Origin of the sequence: Xanthobacter autotrophicus (genome assembly GCF_030015065.1) — a bacterium.
GTDB lineage: Bacteria > Pseudomonadota > Alphaproteobacteria > Rhizobiales > Xanthobacteraceae > Xanthobacter > Xanthobacter autotrophicus_D.
In genome coordinates this window covers 1-20137 of sequence record NZ_JAIVFN010000087.1, presented here as the reverse complement: position 1 = coordinate 20137, position 20137 = coordinate 1, and the positions used below count along the sequence as shown (strand labels likewise).

18 protein-coding genes are annotated in these 20137 nt (G+C 69.3%); 14 read left to right on the top strand and 4 right to left on the bottom strand.

Going from position 1 to position 20137, the window contains the following annotated elements:
- Positions 1–12: 12 nt before the first annotated feature.
- A complete protein-coding gene (hemC, locus tag K9U40_RS16395) occupies positions 13–966 on the bottom strand; it encodes a hydroxymethylbilane synthase (RefSeq protein ID WP_282891210.1) in 954 nt (317 codons plus the stop codon).
- Between the two features lie 108 nt (positions 967–1074).
- On the opposite strand from hemC, the gene tsaD reads away from it, so the two are divergent.
- From tsaD to K9U40_RS16370, 5 genes are all read left to right on the top strand, one after another.
- Positions 1075–2145, top strand: a complete 1071-nt coding sequence (tsaD, locus tag K9U40_RS16390; protein WP_282891209.1) for a tRNA (adenosine(37)-N6)-threonylcarbamoyltransferase complex transferase subunit TsaD — start codon at positions 1075–1077, stop codon at positions 2143–2145.
- A 6-nt stretch (positions 2146–2151) separates the two neighbouring features.
- Positions 2152–3147 (top strand): NAD(P)H-dependent glycerol-3-phosphate dehydrogenase, encoded by a 996-nt coding sequence (locus K9U40_RS16385; protein ID WP_282891208.1) that lies wholly within the window; start codon positions 2152–2154, stop codon positions 3145–3147.
- Between the two features lie 154 nt (positions 3148–3301).
- Complete coding sequence (locus K9U40_RS16380; protein WP_282891207.1) at positions 3302–4231, top strand: histone deacetylase family protein; 930 nt, start codon at positions 3302–3304, stop codon at positions 4229–4231.
- Between the two features lie 48 nt (positions 4232–4279).
- Positions 4280–4777 (top strand): DUF6790 family protein, encoded by a 498-nt coding sequence (locus K9U40_RS16375; protein ID WP_282891206.1) that lies wholly within the window; start codon positions 4280–4282, stop codon positions 4775–4777.
- A gap of 35 nt (positions 4778–4812) precedes the next feature.
- Complete coding sequence (locus K9U40_RS16370; protein ID WP_282891205.1) at positions 4813–6171, top strand: ABC1 kinase family protein; 1359 nt, start codon at positions 4813–4815, stop codon at positions 6169–6171.
- Positions 6172–6229: 58 nt separating this feature from the next.
- On the opposite strand, the gene K9U40_RS16365 is transcribed toward K9U40_RS16370, so the two are convergent.
- Complete coding sequence (locus K9U40_RS16365; protein WP_282891204.1) at positions 6230–6943, bottom strand: sulfate transporter family protein; 714 nt, start codon at positions 6941–6943, stop codon at positions 6230–6232.
- A 267-nt stretch (positions 6944–7210) separates the two neighbouring features.
- Here K9U40_RS16365 and K9U40_RS16360 point away from each other — a divergent pair, with 267 nt between their 5' ends.
- The 8 genes from K9U40_RS16360 (at position 7211) to K9U40_RS16325 (ending at position 16435) form a co-directional block, all read left to right on the top strand.
- Positions 7211–7861, top strand: coding sequence for a TetR/AcrR family transcriptional regulator (locus K9U40_RS16360; RefSeq protein ID WP_282891203.1), 651 nt, complete (start codon positions 7211–7213; stop codon positions 7859–7861).
- Between the two features lie 110 nt (positions 7862–7971).
- Entirely contained in the window at positions 7972–9186 is a 1215-nt protein-coding gene (locus tag K9U40_RS16355; protein WP_282891202.1) for an efflux RND transporter periplasmic adaptor subunit, read from the top strand.
- Positions 9186–12332 carry an efflux RND transporter permease subunit gene (locus tag K9U40_RS16350; RefSeq protein ID WP_282891201.1) on the top strand — a complete coding sequence of 1049 codons (3147 nt, stop codon included), beginning with the start codon at positions 9186–9188 and terminating at the stop codon, positions 12330–12332. The genes K9U40_RS16355 and K9U40_RS16350 overlap by 1 nt, the downstream gene beginning before the upstream one ends.
- Positions 12333–12427: 95 nt before the next feature.
- Positions 12428–12895 (top strand): nuclear transport factor 2 family protein, encoded by a 468-nt coding sequence (locus tag K9U40_RS16345; RefSeq protein ID WP_282891200.1) that lies wholly within the window; start codon positions 12428–12430, stop codon positions 12893–12895.
- Positions 12896–12923: 28 nt separating this feature from the next.
- A complete protein-coding gene (locus tag K9U40_RS16340) occupies positions 12924–13508 on the top strand; it encodes a TetR/AcrR family transcriptional regulator (RefSeq protein WP_282891199.1) in 585 nt (194 codons plus the stop codon).
- Between the two features lie 296 nt (positions 13509–13804).
- Positions 13805–14923, top strand: coding sequence for a methionine ABC transporter ATP-binding protein (locus K9U40_RS16335; RefSeq protein ID WP_414114818.1), 1119 nt, complete (start codon positions 13805–13807; stop codon positions 14921–14923).
- Positions 14916–15602 (top strand): methionine ABC transporter permease, encoded by a 687-nt coding sequence (locus K9U40_RS16330; protein ID WP_414114819.1) that lies wholly within the window; start codon positions 14916–14918, stop codon positions 15600–15602. The genes K9U40_RS16335 and K9U40_RS16330 overlap by 8 nt, the downstream gene beginning before the upstream one ends.
- Before the next feature lie 44 nt (positions 15603–15646).
- Positions 15647–16435 (top strand): MetQ/NlpA family ABC transporter substrate-binding protein, encoded by a 789-nt coding sequence (locus K9U40_RS16325; RefSeq protein WP_282891198.1) that lies wholly within the window; start codon positions 15647–15649, stop codon positions 16433–16435.
- A 24-nt stretch (positions 16436–16459) separates the two neighbouring features.
- Here the strand turns inward: K9U40_RS16325 and tam are convergent, their stop codons facing one another.
- Together tam and K9U40_RS16315 are read right to left on the bottom strand one after the other, a co-directional pair.
- Positions 16460–17233, bottom strand: a complete 774-nt coding sequence (gene tam / locus K9U40_RS16320) for a trans-aconitate 2-methyltransferase (protein WP_282891197.1) — start codon at positions 17231–17233, stop codon at positions 16460–16462.
- A gap of 831 nt (positions 17234–18064) precedes the next feature.
- Positions 18065–19099, bottom strand: coding sequence for a glutamine synthetase beta-grasp domain-containing protein (locus tag K9U40_RS16315; RefSeq protein ID WP_282891196.1), 1035 nt, complete (start codon positions 19097–19099; stop codon positions 18065–18067).
- A gap of 512 nt (positions 19100–19611) precedes the next feature.
- Between K9U40_RS16315 and K9U40_RS16310 the strand changes: the two genes are divergently transcribed.
- A complete protein-coding gene (locus K9U40_RS16310) occupies positions 19612–19809 on the top strand; it encodes a DUF2735 domain-containing protein (protein ID WP_282891195.1) in 198 nt (65 codons plus the stop codon).
- Positions 19810–20137 lie beyond the last annotated feature (328 nt).

Genomic DNA, 20137 nt, shown 5'->3' with positions numbered 1-20137 from the left:
GCCCACCCCCGCCTAAAGCCCCAGCGCCCGGGCCGGCGCGCTGGTGCGCAGGGTTGCGCCGCAGGCGGCGCCGAGGCGGGCCGCATCGGCGATGGGCGCCCGTTCCGCGATCTCGGCGGCGTCGGTGCCGTCCGGCGACAGGACGAGGCCGCGCAGGCGCACGCTGTCCCCCTCCACGGTGGCGAGCCCGGCGATGGGGGTGCGGCAGGACCCGTCCAGCGCCGCGAGAAACGCCCGCTCCGCCTCCAGCGCGATGCCGGTGTCGCGGCAGGCGATGGCGGCGATGGCGGCATTGGTATCGGGATCGGCGATCCGGCATTCGATGGCCACTGCCCCCTGCCCCACGGCGGGCAGGAAATCATCGGTCGGCAGGATGCAGCTCGCGGCCTCGCCCATGCCGAGGCGGGTGAGGCCGGCCAGCGCCAGCAGGGTGGCGTCGAAATCCCCCTCCCGCACCTTGGCGAGGCGGGTGTGGACGTTGCCGCGCAGCAGTTCCACCTTGAGATCGGGACGGATGCGGCGCAGCTGCGCCTCGCGCCGCAGCGAGGCGGTGCCGACCCTGGCGCCCGTCGGCAGGTCGGCCAGCGCCGCGCCGGTCTTCAGGATCAGGGCGTCGCGCACATCGGCGCGCGGCAGGTAGCCGGCGAGGTGCAGGCCGTCGGGCAGAACCGTCGCCACGTCCTTGGCCGAATGCACGGCGAGGTCCACGCGGCCATCCAGCAGCGCCTCCTCGATCTCCTTGGTGAAGAGGCCCTTGCCGCCCGCCTCGGAGAGCGCACGGTCCTGGATCCGGTCGCCGGAGGTCTTGATGACCTCCACGGCGATAGCCTCCTTCTCCACCCTGAGCGCCGCCGCGAGCGCCGCCTGCACCGCATGGGCCTGCCACAGGGCCAGCGGGCTGCCACGGGTGCCGATGCGCAAACGGGGGTGGACGGAATGGTAAACGGATTTCGTATTCTCACTCATGGCGGCGTACAATGCGTGACGGAATCGAAATGGGATAGAGCGGCGTTCGGGCGCAGCGGTGCCATATCAAATTACCGCAACGGGACGCTATTCGGGGAGGATGAGGGCGTGGCCGATCTTCTGGTGCTCGGCATCGAGACCACGTGCGACGAGACATCGGCGGCCGTGGTGGCGCGTTCGCCCTCGGGGGCGTCGGACATCCGCTCCAACGTGATCCGCTCGCAGGTGGAGATCCATTCGCCCTATGGCGGCGTGGTGCCGGAGATCGCGGCCCGCGCCCATGTGGAGATCCTCGACCACGTGATCGCCGAGGCCATGCGCCAGGCCAATGCCGACTATTCCGAGCTGTCCGGCATCGCCGCGGCGGCCGGGCCGGGGCTCATCGGCGGGGTCATCGTGGGGCTCACCACCGCCAAGGCCATCGCGCTGGCGGCCAAGAAGCCGCTGGTGGCGGTGAACCACCTGGAAGCCCACGCGCTGACCGCCCGCCTCACCGACGGCGTCGCCTTCCCCTATCTGCTTCTCCTCGTCTCCGGCGGGCACACCCAGCTCCTCGCGGTGGAGGACGTGGGCCGCTACACCCGCCTCGGCACCACCTTGGACGACGCCGTGGGCGAAGCCTTCGACAAGGTGGCGAAGATGCTGAGCCTGCCCTATCCCGGCGGGCCGCAGGTGGAGGCGCAGGCCAAGCTCGGCTATGCCGGCCGCTTCGCCTTCCCCCGCCCCATGCTGGGCCGGCGCGAGCCGGACTTCTCCCTCTCGGGCCTCAAGACCGCCGTGCGGCTGGAGGCGGACCGCCTCGCCCCGCTCTCCGACGACGACGTGGCGGACCTGTGCGCCAGCTTCCAGGCGGCGGTGGTGGACGTGATCGCCGACCGGGTGCGCGCCGGCGCCCGCGCCTTCCGCGACCGGCTGGGGCGCGGCCCCACCGCTTTGGTGGCGGCGGGCGGGGTCGCCGCCAACGCCATGATCCGCGAGACCCTGGTCAAGGTGGCGGCGGAACTCAACACCCGCTTCGCCCTGCCGACGCCCGCCCTGTGCACCGACAACGGCGCCATGATCGCCTGGGCCGGGGCCGAGCGGCTGTCGCGGGGCATGCGCGACCGGCTGGACATCAGCCCCCGCGCCCGCTGGCCGCTGGACCCCCACGCCGCCGCTGCCGCCCACGCCCGGGCCTGACGCGCCATGGCTGCTGCTTACGGACGCATCGGCGTCATGGGGGCGGGCGCGTGGGGCACGGCGCTCGCCAATGCCGCCGCCCGCGCCGGCCGCCAGATGGGCCACGAGGTGGTACTCTGGGGCCGCGATGCCGCCGCCATGGCGCAGATGGCGCACCTGCGCGAGAACCGGCCGGACCTGCCCGGCATCGCCCTCGATCCCGCCGTCACCCCAACCTGCGACCTTGCCGCCGTCGCCGCCACCGACGCCCTGCTGCTGGTGGTGCCGGCCCAGGCCTGCCGCGCGGCGCTGGCGCGGCTCGCCCCGCTCGCCCGCGACGGGCTGCCGGTGATCTCCTGCGCCAAGGGCATCGAGCGTGGCACCCGCGCCTTCATGAGCGAGGTGATCGCCGAGGCCATGCCCGGCGCCCGCCCGGCCGTGCTCTCCGGCCCCAGCTTCGCCACCGACGTGGCGGCGGGCCTGCCCACCGCCGTCACCCTCGCCGCCCATGACGAGCAGCTGGCGGCGGACCTCGCCGCGGCGCTCGGCTCCTCCACGCTGCGGCTCTACCATTCCACCGACGTGCGCGGGGCGGAGATCGGCGGGGCCACCAAGAACGTGCTGGCCATCGCCGCTGGCATCGTCGCCGGGCGAAGGCTCGGGGCGAGCGCTGCGGCGGCGCTGGTGGCGCGGGGGTTCGCCGAGCTGATGCGCTTCGGCCGCGCCTACGGGGCGAAGGCGGAAACCATCACCGGCCTGTCCGGCCTCGGCGACCTCATCCTCACCACCTCCGGCCCGCAATCGCGCAACTTCGCCTTCGGCCGGGCGCTGGGGGCGGGCGAGGCCACCGGCGACAGGCTGGCGGAAGGCGCCTTCACCGCCTCGGTGCTGGTGGAGATGGCGCGCGCCAAGGGCGTGGACGTGCCGGTGAGCGCGGCGGTGGACGAAGTGCTGCAGGGCCGCCTCTCCATAGACGGCGCCATCGAGGCGCTCATGGCCCGGCCGCAGCGGGCGGAAGGCTGAGGCGCGTCGCCTCCATCTTTCGTCGGCTGTGAGTCTTGATCCGGCGCAACATCCTGTCGGCCGCGCTGGAATATGGTATGTCAAGAACAACAGGCGAAAATGCCGGCAAACCAGCATCTGCCAGGATGCACGGCTCAGGGAGACGCCAAGGGTCATGTCCACGCTGCTCGTTACCCATCCTGCCGGCCTGAACCATCTGACGCCGCCCGGTCATCCGGAGCGGGCGGACCGGCTGCGGGCCCTCGACCGCATCTTCGAGCAGGAAAAATTCTCCCACCTGATCCGCGACCTCGCCCCCCTCGGGGAGCGTGACGACATCATCCGCGTCCATCCCGGCGATTTCGTCGATGCCATGGGCGAGGCGTCGCCGCAGGAGGGGCTGGTGCGCATCGATTCGGACACGGTGCTTTCCCCCGGCAGCTGGGAAGCTGCCCTGCGCGCCGTGGGCGGCGCCTGCTATGCGGTGGACGAGGTGCTGGAAGGCAAGGTGACGAACGCTTTCGTCGCCATGCGCCCGCCGGGCCACCATTGCGAGACCCGCAAGCCCATGGGCTTCTGCCTGCTCAACCAGGTGGCCATCGCCGCCCGCCACGCCCAGGCGAAATACGGCCTCAGCCGCGTCGCCGTCGTGGATTTCGACGTGCACCACGGCAACGGCACCCAGGACATCTTCTGGGCCGACGACAGCGTGCTCTACTGCTCCACCCATGAGATGCCGCTCTATCCGGGCACCGGCGCCGTGAGCGAGACCGGGGCGGTGAACACCATCGTCAACGCCCCGCTGCGCTCGGGCGACGACGGGGCGGTGTTCAAGGAGGCCATGGAGACGCGCATCCTGCCGCGCATCAAGTCGTTCTCGCCGGACCTGATCCTCATCTCCGCCGGCTTCGACGCCCATATCCGCGATCCCCTCGCCTCGCTGCGCCTCGTGGACACCGACTTCGGCTGGGTCACCCGCCGGCTGATGGAGATCGCCGACGAGAAGTGCGCAAGCCGCGTCGTCTCGGTGCTGGAAGGCGGCTACGATCTGGAGGGCCTCGCCTCCTCGGCCGCCGCCCACGTCTCCGCCCTGATGCACGGCTGAGCCGGCGCCATATCCGGCACGACACCGGGACCACCGCGGGCACGGGGGATGACCATGGTGTTCTGGGTTCCGATCCTCTCCTACGTGGCGGTGGCGCTGCTGACCGCCCTCTCCTTCTCCCGCGCCGCGCCGCCGCGCGGACCGCGCCTCGTGGCGGACCTGCTGCTGCGCTACATCTGCCTGTTGCCCGTGGGGCTCATGGGCCTGTGGGCCGCACTCGGGCACATCGTGTTCCCGACACGCTCGGCGGCGGGCATCGGCTGGGCCACGAGCCCGTTCCAGACCGAGGTGGGCGCCGCCAATCTCGGCATCGGCCTCGCCGGCCTCATCGGCGCCTTCTATCCCAGCTGGGGGTTCCGCCTTGCGGTGGCGGTGGTGACGGCGGGCTTCCTCGGCGGGGCGGCACTCACCCACCTGATCGAGATCGCCCGGACCGGCAACTATGCCGCAGGCAATGCCGGACCCATCCTCTACACCGACGTGCTGACGCCGCTATTGCTCCTCATCCTGCTCGCTCTCACCCATCCATCCGGCAGGGCCGCCTGAGCGTAGAACCCGCCGGTACCAGCGAGCCGGGGCTCATGTCCGACAAGATCGCCGACGACGAACGCAACCGCTTTTCCGCCCGCGCCGCGCGCTATGCCCGCGTGGGCGCCAATGTGGGCGGCGTCGCGGCGCGCATCGCCGGCACCCGCCTCATGGGCCTCGACCGCGACAGCGCCAACGCCGCCGCCCTCACCGCAGCGCTGGGCTCCCTGAAAGGTCCGCTGATGAAGGTGGCGCAGCTCATGGCCACCATTCCCGACGCCCTACCCCCCGAATATGCCGCCGAGCTTCAGAAATTGCAGAGCGACGCCCCGCCCATGGGCTGGTCGTTCGTGCGGCGGCGCATGATGGCGGAGCTGGGACGCGACTGGGAAACCCGCTTCGCCTCCTTCTCGCACCAGCCCGCCGCCGCCGCCTCCCTCGGGCAGGTGCACAAGGCGGTGACCCTCGATGGCGAGGAGGTGGCCTGCAAGCTCCAGTATCCGGACATGCAGGCGGCGGTGGAGGCGGACCTCTCCCAGCTCGACATCCTGTTCTCCATCCAGCGCCGCATGGACGGGGCCATCGACACCCGGGAGATCGCCACCGAGATCGGCGAGCGGGTGCGCGAGGAGCTGGACTATCACCGCGAGGCCCGCCACGCCGCCCTCTACGCCATCATGCTCGCGGACGAGAGCCGGGTGCGCGTGCCCCGCGTGCGCGACGACCTCTCCACCGGGCGCCTGCTCACCCTCCAATGGCTGGAGGGGGAGAAGATCCTCGGCTTCACCGACCATCCGCTGGAGGAGCGCAACGCCCTCGCCGAGGCCATGTTCGCCGCCTGGTGGCTACCCTTCAGCCGGTTCGGCGTGATCCACGGCGACCCGCACCTGGGCAATTACACCGTGTTCTCGGAAGGCGGCCGGCCGGCCGGCATCAACCTGCTGGATTATGGCTGCGTGCGCATCTTCCCGCCGCGCTTCGTGGCCGGGGTGGTGGACCTTTATCGCGGCCTGATCGCCGGCGACGACGCCCGCGTGGTGCACGCCTACGAGACCTGGGGCTTCAAGGGGCTGACGCGCGCGCTGATCGACGTGCTGAACATCTGGGCGCGCTTCATCTACGGCCCGCTCATGGACGACCGGGTGCGCACCATCGCCGACGGGGTGGCGCCGGGACAGTATGGGCGCCGGGAAGCCTTTACCGTGCACAAGGCCCTGAAGGAGCTGGGGCCGGTGACGGTGCCGCGCGAGTTCGTGTTCATGGATCGCGCCGCGGTGGGCCTCGGCGCCGTGTTCCTGCACCTGAAGGCGGAACTGAATTTCCACCGCCTGTTCGAGGCCGCCATGGGCGATTTCTCGGCCGACCAGGTGGCCGCGCGCCAGTCCGACGCGCTGAAGGCGGCGGGGCTTTAAAGCGTTTTCGAGCGAAGTGGACACCGGTTCGCGTGAAGAAAACGCGTCACGAGAAAATCTACAGCGCCCGCCCCTCGATCACCAGCGCGCCGTCGCGGTCGCGCAGCACCGGCAGCGGAGCGATGCGGCGGTGGAAGTGCACCATGAAGGCGGTGCCGAACACCGGCAGGATGAGGTTGAGGATCGGCACGAACAGGATCGGCGCGATCAGGAGCCCGGCCACGAACACCTGCACCGCATGGGCCTGCCGCAGCCGCCGCGCCTCCTCCGGGGTGCGATAGCGCATGGCCGCGAGCTCGAAATATTCCCGGCTGATGAGATAGGCGTTAGCCACGTAGAAGATGACGATGTTCACCCCCGGCACCAGCAGCAGCAGCAGGGCCGCGAGGTTCACCGCCAGCACCACGCCGAAGAAGCGCAGCGAATACAATAGCGAGCGCAGCACCGGCTGGGGCCGGCCCGGTGGATCTGCGGGATAGCTCGCCTGTTCCACCCGCTCGGCCACGTCGTCGAGGAACAGGCCCGCCACCAGCGAGGACACCGCCGGCATCAGATAGATGATGCCGAAGACGAGGCCGAAGCCGGCGATGATGGCAAGGGTGGTCTCCACCCAGGGATAGGACGGCACGTGCACGAAATGGGTCAGCACCGCCTCGAGGCCGATGGCAAGGCCCACCAGGAGCAGCGCGGCCAGCGCCATGGATTTCAGCAGCAGGCCGCGCAGCAGCGGCGAGAAGCTCTGGCGAAAGGCCTCCAAGGCAGAAGCGAGCATGGCACCGTCCCGGTTTGAACCAAGCGACAAGTAGGATGCCGGCCGCGGCGGCTCAAGGCCCGCCGGCCGAAGTCGGCCCCGTCCCCCTTCACGGGATGGCCTTCGCCCGGCTCGTCGCCCGTAGCAGCCCCACTGCGGACGCCCGTGGCGACCTTTGCACAGGCGCGAACGAACGTTCACTCTTGCCGGCCGCGCCGCAGCGTGATAGTGCGAACGAACATTCGCTCTCGCAAGCCCGCAGCCTCGCGCCGGGCGGAACCGCCGACCATGACCTCGACCAGCGCACCAACCAAGCCCGCCCCCGCCGCCAAGGCGGACCATCGCACCGGCCAGCGCCAGCGCATCCTTGACGCCGCTCTCGCCTGCTTCTCCCGCGACGGCTTCCACGGCGCCTCCATGCAGAAGATCTGCGCCGCGGCGGGCATGAGCCCGGGCGCGCTCTATCGCTATTTCCCCTCAAAGGAATCCCTCATCGCCGCCATCGTGGAAGGGGAGCGCGCGGAGCGGCTGGCCTTCTTCGACGCCGTCTCGAACGCGCCGTCCGTGCTGGACGCGCTGACCGACTGCACGGCCGCGATGATGGAGGAAGGGGGCCTCGCCTCGGCCCGGCTCGGCCCCGAGGTTATGGCCGAGGCCATCCGCAACGCGGACCTGCGCGCCGCCGTGGAACCCCACGAGGAGGAAAGCCGCGCCCAGCTGACGGCGGCCCTCGCCAATGCCGTGGAGCAGGGCGAGATCGACCCGGCGCTCGACCTCGAAACCGTGGTGCTGATGCTCCAGATCATCGGCGACGGCATCCTGCTCCACCATCAGTTGCACCCCCAGTGGCGGCTCATGGAGCGCCTGCCGGTGTTCGCACAGCTGGTCAAGCGCATGCTCGCGCCCCAAACCCCGGCGCAGGCGGAGGCTGAAGCGTGACCGCAATGCCACAGCCCCCCGCAGGCGACGCCGCCTCCGCCTTCCGTCACGTTAATGCCGTGGTCTCCCCCCACGGTCCCGCCCCGATCCGGAAAGAGGCCTTCTTCATCATGTCCGCGACCGTCCGTCCCGTGACCCGTGCCGCGCTGGCGGCCGCCATCCTCCTCGCCTGCGCCGCAGCGCCGGGCGTCGGCGCAGGCGGCGCTCTGGCGGCGGAGCCGGCCAAGGCCCCGCCCGCGCTTTCGGTGACCGTGGTGAAGCCGAAGCCGGACACCATGACCGACACCCTCCTCGTCACCGGCACCCTGAAGCCGCGCGAGGAGATCGAGGTGGGCCCCGAGATCGAGGGCTACCGCCTCGTGGAAATCCTGGTAGAGGCCGGCGACCGGGTGGCGAAGGGCCAGGTGCTGGCCCGCCTCTCCCGCGAGGTGCTGGAGACCCAGCTCGCCCAGAACACCGCCTCCGCCGCCAAGGCCCGCGCCGCCATCGCCCAGCAGCGCGCCGCCCTGGACCAGGCCATGGCGCAGGAGACCGAGGCCACGTCCGCCGTCGAGCGCACCCGCCAGCTGCGCAAGACCGGCACCTCCTCGCAGGAGCAGCTCGACGAGCGCGAGCGCGCCGTGAAGGTGGCCACCGCACAGGTGGCCGCCGCCCGCGAGGCGCTGGTCGCCGCCGAGGCGGAAGCCGTCTTCGTCAAGGCCCAGCGCGACGAGCTGGAGGTGAAGCTGAAGCGCACCGACGTGCGCGCCCCCGCCGCCGGCCTCATCCTGTCGCGCGAGGCCCGGCTCGGCGCCATCGCCTTGTCCACGCGGACCTCGCCCCTGTTCCGCATCGCCGAGGACGGCGCCATGGACCTCCAGGCCGACGTGCCGGAGAATGCCATGCCGCGCATGCGGGACGGCCTTGTCGCGCAGGTGCAGCCCGCCGGCTTCGAGACGCCCCTCGACGGCAAGGTGCGCCTCGTCTCCGCCGAGGTGGACCGCGCCTCCCGCCTCGGCACGGTGAAGATCGCTTTGCCCGACGATCCGCGCCTGAAATCCGGCGCATACGGCCGCTCCGTCATCACGCTGGGCGAGGTGAAGGGGCTGAGCGTGCCCCAGTCGGCCGTCATGTTCGATGCCGACGGGGCCTATGTCCTGACCGTCACCGACGGCATCGTCGGCGTGCGCCGCATCGTGCCCGGCCTGAAGAAGAGCGGGCGCATCCTGGTGGCGAGCGGGCTTTCCGCCGAGGACGCCGTGGTGGCGCGCGCCGGCAGCTTCCTGCGCGACGGCGACCGGGTGACCGCGGTCACCCAGCCGCTCTCCCTGGGCGAGGCGCGCTGATGGCCCTCAACGTCTCCGCCTGGGCGATCCGCAAGCCGGTTCCCTCCCTCGTCTTCTTCTTCATCCTCGTGGTGCTGGGCATCGTGCACTTCCGCGGCCTGCCGGTGACGCAGATGCCGAACATCGACGTGCCCATCGTCATGGTCTCGATCACCCAGTCGGGCGCGGCGCCGAGCGAGCTCGAGACGCAGGTGACCAAGAAGGTGGAGAACGCCATCGCCGGCGTCTCCGGGGTCAAGCACATCACCTCCTCCATCTCTGAGGGCACGAGCGTGACCACGGTGGAGTTCCACCTGGAGACGCTGGTGGACCGCGCGGTGAACGACACCCGCGACGCCGTCACCAAGATCCGCCAGGACCTGCCGCGCTCCATCGACGAGCCGCAGGTGCAGCGGGTGGACATCGAGGGCCTGCCCATTGTCACCTATGCGGTGTCGTCCCCCGACATGACCACGGAGGAACTCTCCTGGTTCGTGGACGACACCATCGCCCGCGCGCTCCAGGGCGTGCGCGGGGTGGCGCAGGTGAAGCGGCAGGGCGGCGTGGACCGGGAGATCCGCATCGCCCTCGACCCCGACCGGCTGATGGCGCTGGGCATCACCGCCGCCGAGGTGAGCCGCCAATTGCGCGCCACCAATCTCGACGTCTCCGGCGGACGCGGCGAGGTGGGCACGCAGGAGCAGTCCATCCGCACACTCGCCGGTGCCACCACCATGGAAGGCCTCGCCGACACCCGCATCGTGCTGTCGAACGGGCGCTTCGTGCGCCTGGGTGACCTCGGCCAGGTGATCGACGGCGCCGCCGAGCAGCGCGTGTTCGCCCGCCTCGACGGCAAGAGCGTGGTGGCCTTCGGCGTCTACCGCGCCAAGGGCTTCTCCGACGTCACCGTCTACGATCGGGTGACAGAGGACCTCGAGAAGCTGAAAAGCGCCCATCCCGGCATCACCATCACCGAGATCGACACCACGGTCCGTTTCACCAAGTCGGACTACCAGTCGGCCATGCACACGCTGATCGAGGGTGCCATCCTCGCGGTGATTGTGGTGTTCCTGTTCCTGCGCGACGTGCGGGCCACGCTGATCACGGCGCTTGCCATCCCCCTGTCCATCCTGCCCACCTTCTGGGTCATGGACATGCTGGGCTTCTCGCTGAACGCGGTGTCGCTCCTCGCCATCACGCTGGTCACCGGCATCCTGGTGGACGACGCCATCGTGGAAATCGAGAACATCGTGCGCCACATGCGCATGGGCAAGTCGCCCTATCGCGCGGCCATCGAGGCGGCGGACGAAATCGGCCTCGCGGTGGTGGCCACCACCCTCACCATCGCCGCCGTGTTCGCGCCGGTGTCCTTCATGGGCGGCATCGCCGGGCAGTATTTCAAGCAGTTCGGCCTGACGGTGGCCATCGCGGTACTGTTCTCGCTGGCGGTGGCGCGGCTCATCACCCCGCTGGTGGCGGCCTATTTCCTGCGCGATACAGGCCACCGGGAAGCCGGCGACGGACCGGTGATGCGGGGCTATGTGCGCCTGCTGTCGTGGTCGGTGCGGCACCGCTTCGCCACCATCGGCATGGGCATCGCCATTTTCATCGGCACCATTTTCCTGTCCACGCTGCTGCCGTCCGGCTTCCTGCCCACCAACGACATCTCCCGCGCGCTGCTCTCGGTGGAGCTGCCGCCGGGTACCACCCTGGCCGAGACCCAGAAGGTGTCGGACGACATCACCCGCACGCTGCTGAAGCTGCCGGAGGTGCGGAGCGTCTACGCCACCGCCGGCTCCGGCGGATCGGGCGGGCTCGCCCTCACCGCCGGCGAGGTGCGCAAGGCGCAGATCGTCATCAACCTGAAGCCCCGCGCCGAGCGCGACATGGACCAGAAGGCGTTCGAGACGGCATTCTCGCGCACCCTCTCCGCCATTCCCGACATGCGCTTCTCCTGGAGCCAGAACGGCCAGAACACCCAGCGCGGCTTCCAGGTGGTGCTCTCCGGCAATGACGGGGCGGCCGTGGAGACGGCGGCGCTCGCCATCGAGCAGGAGATCCGCGCCCACGTGCCCGAGCTTGCCAACGTGGTCTCCTCGGCGGCGCTGGACCGGCCGGAGATCCGCATCGTGCCCAAGCTCGACGAGGCGGCGGAGCTGGGCGTCTCGGTGGACACCATCGCCGAGACCGTACGCATCGCCACCATCGGCGACATTTCCGCCAACCTCGCCAAATTCTCGGCCAAGGACCGGCAGATCGACATCCGCGTGCAGCTCGACGAGAAGGCGCGCACCAGCCTCGCCACCTTCGACGCGCTGAAGGTGCCCACCGCGAGCGGCGGCGCGGTGCCGCTCTCGGCGGTGGCGGACGTGCGCTTCGGCAAGGGACCGACTTCGCTGGACCGCTACGACCGCGCCCGCCGCATCGCGGTGGAGGCCGACCTCGTGGGCGAGACCCCGCTGGGCGATGCCCTCGCCAGGGTGAAGGCGGTGCCCACCGCCCAGAACCTGCCGGCCGGCGTCACCCTGAAGGAAGCGGGCGACGCCGAGATCATGGAGGAGGTGAACACCGGCTTCGCCATGGCCATGGCCGCCGGCCTCATGCTGGTGCTGGCGGTGCTGGTGCTCTTGTTCCACGATCTGCTCCAGCCCATCACCATCCTGGTGTCGCTGCCGCTGAGCGTGGGCGGGGCGTTCATCGCGCTGCTCATCACCGGCAATTCGGTGTCCATGCCGGTGATCATCGGCTTCCTGATGCTCATGGGCATCGTGACCAAGAATGCCATCCTGCTGGTGGACTTCGCCATCGAGGCCATGCACCAGGGCGTGGACCGCACCACCGCCCTCATCGAGGCGGGGCGCAAGCGGGCGCAGCCCATCGTCATGACCACCATCGCCATGGTGGCGGGCATGGTGCCCTCGGCCATGGCGCTGGGCGAAGGCGGCGCCTTCCGCGCCCCCATGGCCATCGCGGTCATCGGCGGCCTCATCACCTCCACCGTGCTGTCGCTGGTGTTCGTGCCCGCGGTGTTCTCGGTGATGGACGATCTGAGCCACATCCTCGGGCGCATCTTCGGCCGCTTCATCGGCGGCAAGGACGAGCCGGGCGGCCACGCCGGAACGGCGCCGCCGCACGCGAGCCCGGGACTACCCCGCGCGGCGGAATAAACCCGGACGGGGCGGGAGAAATCCCGCCCCGCTTGACTCCTGTCCTCTTTTGTACCATTCAGTACATTATTGACTGATTGGTACAGGAGAGGACCATGAACCAACGCCCGCCATTGCCGCCCTTCACCGTGGAGACCGCCGCCCGGAAGGCGCGCCTGGCGGAAGACGCCTGGAACACCCGCGATCCCGAGCGGGTCTCCCTCGCCTACACCCCCGACAGCCGCTGGCGGAACCGCTCGGACTTTCTCGTCGGCCGCCCCGCCATCGTCGCCTTCCTGACCGCCAAGTGGGAGAAGGAGCGCGAGTATCGGCTCATCAAGGAATTATGGGGCCTCAACGACAACCGCATCGCCGTGCGGTTCCAGTACGAGTGGCACGATGCCGATGGCGCGTGGTACCGCTCCTACGGTAACGAGCAGTGGGAATTCGACGAGAACGGGCTCATGCGCCGGCGCGAGGCCTCCATCAACGATGTCGCCATACGCGAGAGCGAGCGCCGCTTCCTATGGCCGCTCGGCCCGCGCCCGGCCGACCATCCCGGCCTCACCGAACTGGGCATGTGAGTTTCAGGGACAGGGACAAGAGACCGCCATGGCACGGACGGTGAGCGAGCGCGCGGACATCCTGCCCCTGTTGGGCGAGGTGTTCCGCGAGCACGGCTTCGAGGGGGCGAGCCTTGCCCACATCACCGCCCGCACCGGGCTGGGCAAGGGCAGCCTCTATCACTTCTTCCCCGGCGGGAAGGAGGAGATGGCGGCCGCCGTGCTCGCGGAGATCGACCTCTGGTTCGAGACCAACGTGTTCGCGCCGCTCCGCGCGCAAGAGGACGGCGCCGCCGCCATCCGCGACATGTTGGGGCGGGTGGACGCCTATTTCCGCTCCGGCCGGCGGGTGTGCCTGGTGGGAGTCTTCGCGCTGAGCGAGGTGCGGGACCGCTTCTGCGGACAGGTGCTGAGCTACTTCGCCCGCTGGCGCGAGGCCCTCGCCGACGCCCTCCGCCGCACCGGCCGCGCCCCCGACACGGCCGGTGAGGACGCCGAGGACGCGGTGCTCGCCATCCAGGGGGCTCTGGTTCTCGCCCGGGCGCTCGACGACCCTGCGGTCTTCACTCGCACGCTGGCCCGCCTGGAGCGCCGCCTGCTCGGCATGGCGGCTTTGCATGCGGCGCAACAATGAACTATCTTCATTGGATTAATTACCATTGACTTGTTCTGTAAAAAGAACGATGGTCCAAGCGACCCCTGCCCCAGCACGAACGGGCGCCGCCATGATGATGTGTTGCTGAGAAGATCCGAACCCGCAGCCGAAAGCTGAGCCTTTACAAGGCTCACTCCGGTCGATCCGGGTTCGTCGCCGCCACGTCGTCGCCTGAACCCGTGTCGCCCCCGTTGCCTTCTCCTGTCCTCCGCTGGGAAAACCGGCGTATAAGAAGGTCCGGTCTGGCGAACAGGCGAGAAGCCCGGAGCCACCCCGTGAACGCCCCCATCACCCTGACGACACCTTCCGTGCAAGATCCCTCCCCTGCCCGTCCTCCCGCGCCGGCGACGCGCCCCATCATCCGCTTCGAGGCGGCGGCGAAGGCCTATCCCGCCCGCCGCGGCCATGCGTCGGTCGCCGCGCTGTCCGACATCACACTGGACGTGCCGGAGGGCGCCATTCTCGGCGTCATCGGCCGCTCCGGCGCTGGCAAGTCCACCCTCATCCGCCTCGTCAACGGGCTGGAGAAACCCACGGCCGGACGCGTCACCGTGGACGGGGTGGACATGGGCGCGCTGGACGAGGCGGCGCTGCGCGCCGAGCGCCGGTCCATCGGCATGATCTTCCAGCATTTCAACCTGCTGGCGCGCCGCACCGCCTTCGACAACGTGGCCCTGCCGCTGGAGATTGCAGGCCTGCCCGCCCGCGAGATCAAGGCCCGGGTGGAGCCCCTGCTGGAGCTGGTCGGCCTCTCCGACAAGCGCGACCGCTATCCGGCCGAGCTGTCCGGCGGGCAGAAGCAGCGCGTGGGCATCGCCCGGGCGCTGGCCACCCGCCCCCGCGTGCTGCTCTCGGACGAGGCCACCTCGGCCCTCGACCCCGAGACCACCAACCAGATCCTCGCTTTGCTGCGCAAGGTGAATGCGGAACTCAACCTCACCGTGCTCCTGATCACCCACGAAATGGCGGTGATCAAGGCCGTGGCCGACCGGGTGGCGGTGATCGACGGCGGCCGCATTGTCGAGGAAGGCGCCACCTACGATGTCTTCGCCGCGCCGCAACACGCCACCACCCGCTCCTTCCTCTCCGCCCTCACCGGCCAGAGCCTGCCGCCGGAGCTGGCCAACCGCCTGACGGCGGAGCCCGCGCCGGGCCGCGACGCGGTGCTGCGCATCGTCTTCACCGGCTCCCATGCCACCGATCCCGTGCTGTCGCGGGTGTCGCGGCTGCTGTCGGTGGATGTGAACATCATCCAGGCCCAGGTGGACGAGATCGCCGGCGCCCCCTTCGGCGTCATCGTCGTCTCCATCCCCGGCGATGCCGCCACCGTCGCGGCGGTGGTCGGCGCGGTGGAACGGCTTCATCTGTCGGCGGAGGTGCTCGGCTATGTTTGATCTCTCCTTCGGCCTGCTGCCGCCCGCCATCGTCGAGCTGATCATCGAGGCCACCCGGCAAACCCTTTACATGGTTGCGGTTTCCGGCGTGCTCGGCACCCTTCTCGGGCTGCCGCTGGGGGTGTTCCTCGCCACCAGCCGCAAGGGGGAATTGTTCGCAGCGCCCCTTGCCAACCAGATGCTGGGGCTGGTGGTGAATGCGGCGCGCTCGACCCCCTTCATCATCCTGGTGGTGGCCATCATCCCCTTCACCCGGCTGGTGGCGGGCACCTCCATCGGCACCCATGCCGCCATCGTGCCTTTGACGGTGGCTGCCGCGCCGTTCATCGCGCGCCTGATCGAGGCGGCGATCCGCGAGGTGGATCAAGGGCTTGTCGAAGCCGCCCGAGCCATGGGGGCAAGCCCGCTCCAGATCGTCGCCAAGGTGCTGCTGCCCGAGGCGCTGCCGGCCATCACCCTCGCCCTCACCCTCGCGGCGGTGTCGCTGCTGGGCTACTCGGCCATGGTGGGCGCGGTGGGCGGCGGCGGGCTCGGCGACCTCGGCATCCGCTTCGGCTACCAGCGCTTCATGCCGGAGGTGATGGCGGCGGTGGTGATCGTGCTCATCCTGCTGGTGCAGGGGGTGCAGACGCTGGGCGACCTCCTCGCCCGCCGCCTCGACAAGCGCAGCCGCTCCTGAACTTCGGCACCTTCTTCACCTTCGACTTCTGCACGGAGACGTCCATGAAAGCCCTCGCGACAGCCGGCGCGCTCGCCCTCGCGCTCGCCGCCGGCCTCCTCACCGCTGCGTCCGCCGAGACCATCAAGGTCGGCGTCACCCCCGGCCCCCATGCCCAGATCCTGGAGAAGGTGAAGGCCGAGGCAGCGAAAAAAGGCCTTGAGATCAAGGTGATCGAGTTTTCCGACTATGTGGTGCCGAACGCCGCCCTGGCCTCCGGCGACCTGGAGGCGAACGCGTTCCAGCACCAGCCCTACCTCGACAACCAGATCAGGGACCGCGGCTACAAGATCGTGCCCGTGGGCCTGACGGTGAACTTCCCCATCGGCGTCTATTCGACGAAGTACAAGAGCTTCGATCAGATCCCGGCCGGCGCATCGATCGGTATTCCGAACGATCCGACCAATGGCGGGCGCGTCCTGCTGCTTCTGGCCGACAAGGGCCTCATCAAGCTGAAGGACGGCATCGGGGTGAAGGCCTCGGTGGTGGACGTGGTGGACAACCCGAAGAAGCTCAGGTTCGTGGAGATCGACGCCGCCCAGCTGCCGCGCTCCCTCCCCGACCTCGCGGCTGCGGGCATCAATACCAATTATGCCAAGGAAGCCGGCCTCGACCCGGTGAAGGATCCCATCCTGCGCGAAGACCCCAAGGGGCCGTACGTGAACATCATCGCGGTGCGGGCCGAGGACAAGGACAAGCCCTGGGTGAAGACCCTGGTGGAAACCTACCAGTCTCCCGAGACCCGCGCCTTCATCCTGGAGACCTTCAAGGGCGCGGTGCTGCCGAGCTGGTGAGCCGGCGCGGGCCATGGCCCGGCATTATTTGACCACCACCATGAACAGCCGCGGGAAGGCCAGCAGCACCTTGCCGTCCACCCGCGGCCGATAGCAATCGGCGAGGCGCGCCGCATAATCCTCCAGGAATTCGGCGCGCTCGTCGCCCTCCAGCGGATCGAGGAAGGGCCGCAGGCCGGTGCCCTTCACCCATTCCACGATGGCCGCCACCCCGTTCAGGGGATGGTTGTAGATGGTGTGCCAGATCTCCACGCGCGTGGCATGGGGCGCCAGCATGTCGTAATAGCCGCCGGGCTCCGGCAGCACCGCGCGGGCGCGGGAGGCCTCGGAGAGCTTGTCCGCCCACGGCCCGGACATGGCGGATTCCCGCATGGCGACGTGGGACGGCTCGTCCAGATTGTCGGGCATCTGCACCGCCAGCACGCCGCCGGGCGCCAACAGCGACACCAGCCGCGGCAGCAGCACCGCGTGATCCGGCACCCATTGCAGCACCGCATTGGCGAAGATGAGGTCCGCCGGCCTCGGCAGCGTGAAGGTGGAGGCGTCCGCCGTCTCGAAGCGGAGCGAGGGCAGGCGCCTGCGGGCGGCGGCCAGCATGTCCGGCGAGGTGTCGAGCCCCAGCACCTCGGCGCCGGGAAAACGGTCGGCCAGAAGCTGGGTGGAATTGCCGGGGCCGCAGCCGAGATCGACCACGAAGGCGGCGTCCGCAAGCGGCACCTGCGCCAGCAGGTCCCGAGACGGGCGCGTGCGTTCGTCCTCGAACTTCAGATACTGGCCGGCATTCCAATCGGCAGGCATGGATGGCGCTCCCTCAAGACGGGTCCGGCCGGGCCGCGCGGGCCGGGCGGTGATTCCATCTCAAACTCTCACGACAGCAAGAGTCCACGGATCCGGGCCGCGATGCAATCTGGCCGAGCCGTGTTCGCACCGCGCCGCAGGCCGTCCGGAAGGGACCCGCAGCACGGCCCCCATGGCCCGGACCAGCCGAGGCCGGGCATGGAGCCGGCAGGGCGCGATCCGGGAATGCAGCCGCCCGGTGAATCGCCCTTTGAATTCAACGGCCCTGGTCTTTGACCGATGCCGGGACGACTCCGCTCAGGCCCCGCGCGGGCTCATACCAGCAAAGTGAACGGTGCCCGCACCACCGGCAGGCCTGTGCCGGTGGTGCGGGGACGGTCATGGGGAGAGGCGTCGCGGACCGAGCGGAAAGGCCACCGCGGCAGGAACGTCGCCGCAGGAGAGGCGCGGCCGATGGCGGGTGGCTTCAGGGGGCGAGGCTCGGGGGACACGAGGAATCGGGGACGAGGGTCGGGCTCCGGCTCGTCCGGGGCATCCACGCCGCTCCGCTGGTGCCATCCCTCGACAGGACACGCCAGACGGTCGAGGCGTGGATGGCCGGGACGAGTCCTGCCGCGACAGGCGCCCCATGGCGGTCCGGCCGAAGCCGTGATCCGCGCGGGCCTCACACCTTGATGAGCAAGTTTCTGGCTGCGACGAATGGATCTTGAAGAATGCGGGCAGCCGGCACGGGCTCTGTCCCGAGGTCAGAGGCGCCACCGGCGAGGGGCCAAAACGGCAATGCCCGGAAGGGGGTGCCACGGCGCGGAAGCCGCGCCGTGGCTTTTGGGATCAGGCCGCAGCCGACACGTCGGTGGGAACCGACGCAATGGTCTTCAGGATCTGGGAGGCGATCTGGTAGGGGTCGCCCATGGAGTTGGGGCGGCGATCCTCAAGATAGCCCTTGTAGTCGTTCCTGATGAAGGAGTGGGGCACGCGGATGGACGCGCCGCGGTCGGCCACGCCATACGAGAACTTGTTCCACGGCGCGGTCTCATGCTTGCCGGTGAGGCGCATGTGGTTGTCCGGGCCGTACACCGCGATGTGATCCTCGAGGTTGGCCTCGAAGGCCGCCATCAGCGCCTCGAAATAGGCCTTGCCGCCCACTTCGCGCAGATAGGTGGTGGAGAAGTTGGCGTGCATGCCCGAGCCGTTCCAGTCGGTGTCGCCGAGCGGCTTGCAGTGGAACTCGATGTCCACACCGTACTTCTCGGTGAGGCGGAGCAGCAGGTAGCGCGCCATCCAGACTTCGTCGGCCGCTTTCTTGGAGCCCTTGCCGAAGATCTGGAATTCCCACTGGCCCTTCGCGACTTCCGCGTTGATGCCTTCATGGTTGATGCCGGCCGCGAGGCACAGGTCGAGGTGCTCCTCGACGATCTGGCGGGCGATGCTGCCCACGTTCTTGTAGCCGACGCCGGTGTAATACGGGCCCTGGGGCGCCGGATAGCCGTGCTCGGGGAAGCCGAGCGGGCGGCCGTCCTTGTAGAAGAAGTATTCCTGCTCGAAGCCGAACCAGGCGCCTTCATCGTCGAGGATGGTGGCGCGCTTGTTGGTCGGGTGCGGCGTGACGCCATCGGGCATCATGACCTCGCACATGACCAGGACGCCGTCGGTGCGGGCCGGATCGGGATAGACCGCCACGGGCTTCAGCACGCAGTCCGAGCTGCGGCCTTCGGCCTGCTGGGTGGAGCTGCCATCGAAGCCCCACAGCGGCAGCTGCTCGAGGGTCGGGAACACGTCGTATTCCTTGATCTGCGTCTTGCCACGCAGATTCGGGGTCGGGGTGTAACCGTCCAGCCAGATATACTCGAGTTTAAACTTTGGCATTGCAGTCTCTCATAAGCCGATGACGTGAGATTTTGGAACTCGGGGTTGAGCGTCCGGCCGCGAAGAATCCACTGACCGTTTTGGGCCACGCCCCTCTAAGCAAGGCGCGTGCCAGCCTTCATCCAAACGCCACACAAGGGCTTGCGCGGCCCATTTGATGGCGCCAATGCCCATTGCTGCATCAGGATTCGGCCTGACGCTTGGGCGCTTCGCCCAAGCTCAAGGCAATACCCCGGCGGCACAGCCTCCACCCGCCACCGGCGCGGGACCTCGCGGAACAAATGCGCGCCACAGGCGGTTGATCGAGGCGGCCTCGCTGCGCTGCGAAAGACGCGCGCACGCTATGCACCATATGCAGAAGAAAATCGAATATTTGATACTAAAATATCTGTGCCCATAATTTAAGCATCGTACTAATTTTTTAGGCAATTTATGTATATGTTGGCTCTGTTTTCTGCTAAGAACGGCTCAATGGATGGTGCCCAGGAGGCTCATCGACCGGAGTTTGAATGATGACTGTGAACCAGAAGCGCGAGACGGCGAAAATCTATGTCTTCCCGGTGAAGAATGGCGCAAATGTCGGCATGCCTTCCAATGAGGCGAAATGGCAGGCCGAACTGGCGGCCCTCGGCGCCACTCACGCGGCGATCGGCTCGAGCTGGTATCACGACGACGCGGTCAAGGCCTCCACACGGCCGGATCGCCGCTGATCCGGCTCGCCGCCGCCCTGCGCGGCCGCCGCCTCGGCGGTTCCGGGACACATCCCCGGAGCCGCCGCCCCTGGGCTCGCCCGACGAATGTTCGATCTGGCCCGGCGACTGCCGGCCAGGCGCAGGGCGGGCTCGGGGACCCATCGCCCCGCGGAACGTCGGGGCTTCGTCCCCTTCCTCATGACCCGCGCGCCCCTCACCACCGCCCTCCCCATGGCCTTGGCGCCACGGCGTCGGATCGCACGCACGGCCCCCGTTCCTCGCCCGTGACGGGCCATGGGCATGTCGGGCCGGAGCATGGGCCGCCGCCCGGCAAGCGCCTCCCGCC

Coding starts and splice junctions, on each gene's coding strand:
- K9U40_RS16355 (WP_282891202.1), top strand. CDS start 7,972: ATGTCCGCGACCGTCCGTCCCGTGACCCGTGCCGCGCTGGCGGCCGCC.
- K9U40_RS16325 (WP_282891198.1), top strand. CDS start 15,647: ATGAAAGCCCTCGCGACAGCCGGCGCGCTCGCCCTCGCGCTCGCCGCC.
- K9U40_RS16365 (WP_282891204.1), bottom strand. CDS start 6,943: ATGCTCGCTTCTGCCTTGGAGGCCTTTCGCCAGAGCTTCTCGCCGCTG.
- K9U40_RS16375 (WP_282891206.1), top strand. CDS start 4,280: ATGACCATGGTGTTCTGGGTTCCGATCCTCTCCTACGTGGCGGTGGCG.
- K9U40_RS16315 (WP_282891196.1), bottom strand. CDS start 19,099: ATGCCAAAGTTTAAACTCGAGTATATCTGGCTGGACGGTTACACCCCG.
- K9U40_RS16340 (WP_282891199.1), top strand. CDS start 12,924: ATGGCACGGACGGTGAGCGAGCGCGCGGACATCCTGCCCCTGTTGGGC.
- K9U40_RS16345 (WP_282891200.1), top strand. CDS start 12,428: ATGAACCAACGCCCGCCATTGCCGCCCTTCACCGTGGAGACCGCCGCC.
- K9U40_RS16360 (WP_282891203.1), top strand. CDS start 7,211: ATGACCTCGACCAGCGCACCAACCAAGCCCGCCCCCGCCGCCAAGGCG.
- K9U40_RS16380 (WP_282891207.1), top strand. CDS start 3,302: ATGTCCACGCTGCTCGTTACCCATCCTGCCGGCCTGAACCATCTGACG.
- tam (WP_282891197.1), bottom strand. CDS start 17,233: ATGCCTGCCGATTGGAATGCCGGCCAGTATCTGAAGTTCGAGGACGAA.
- K9U40_RS16385 (WP_282891208.1), top strand. CDS start 2,152: ATGGCTGCTGCTTACGGACGCATCGGCGTCATGGGGGCGGGCGCGTGG.
- K9U40_RS16310 (WP_282891195.1), top strand. CDS start 19,612: ATGACTGTGAACCAGAAGCGCGAGACGGCGAAAATCTATGTCTTCCCG.
- K9U40_RS16370 (WP_282891205.1), top strand. CDS start 4,813: ATGTCCGACAAGATCGCCGACGACGAACGCAACCGCTTTTCCGCCCGC.
- K9U40_RS16350 (WP_282891201.1), top strand. CDS start 9,186: ATGGCCCTCAACGTCTCCGCCTGGGCGATCCGCAAGCCGGTTCCCTCC.
- hemC (WP_282891210.1), bottom strand. CDS start 966: ATGAGTGAGAATACGAAATCCGTTTACCATTCCGTCCACCCCCGTTTG.
- K9U40_RS16330 (WP_414114819.1), top strand. CDS start 14,916: ATGTTTGATCTCTCCTTCGGCCTGCTGCCGCCCGCCATCGTCGAGCTG.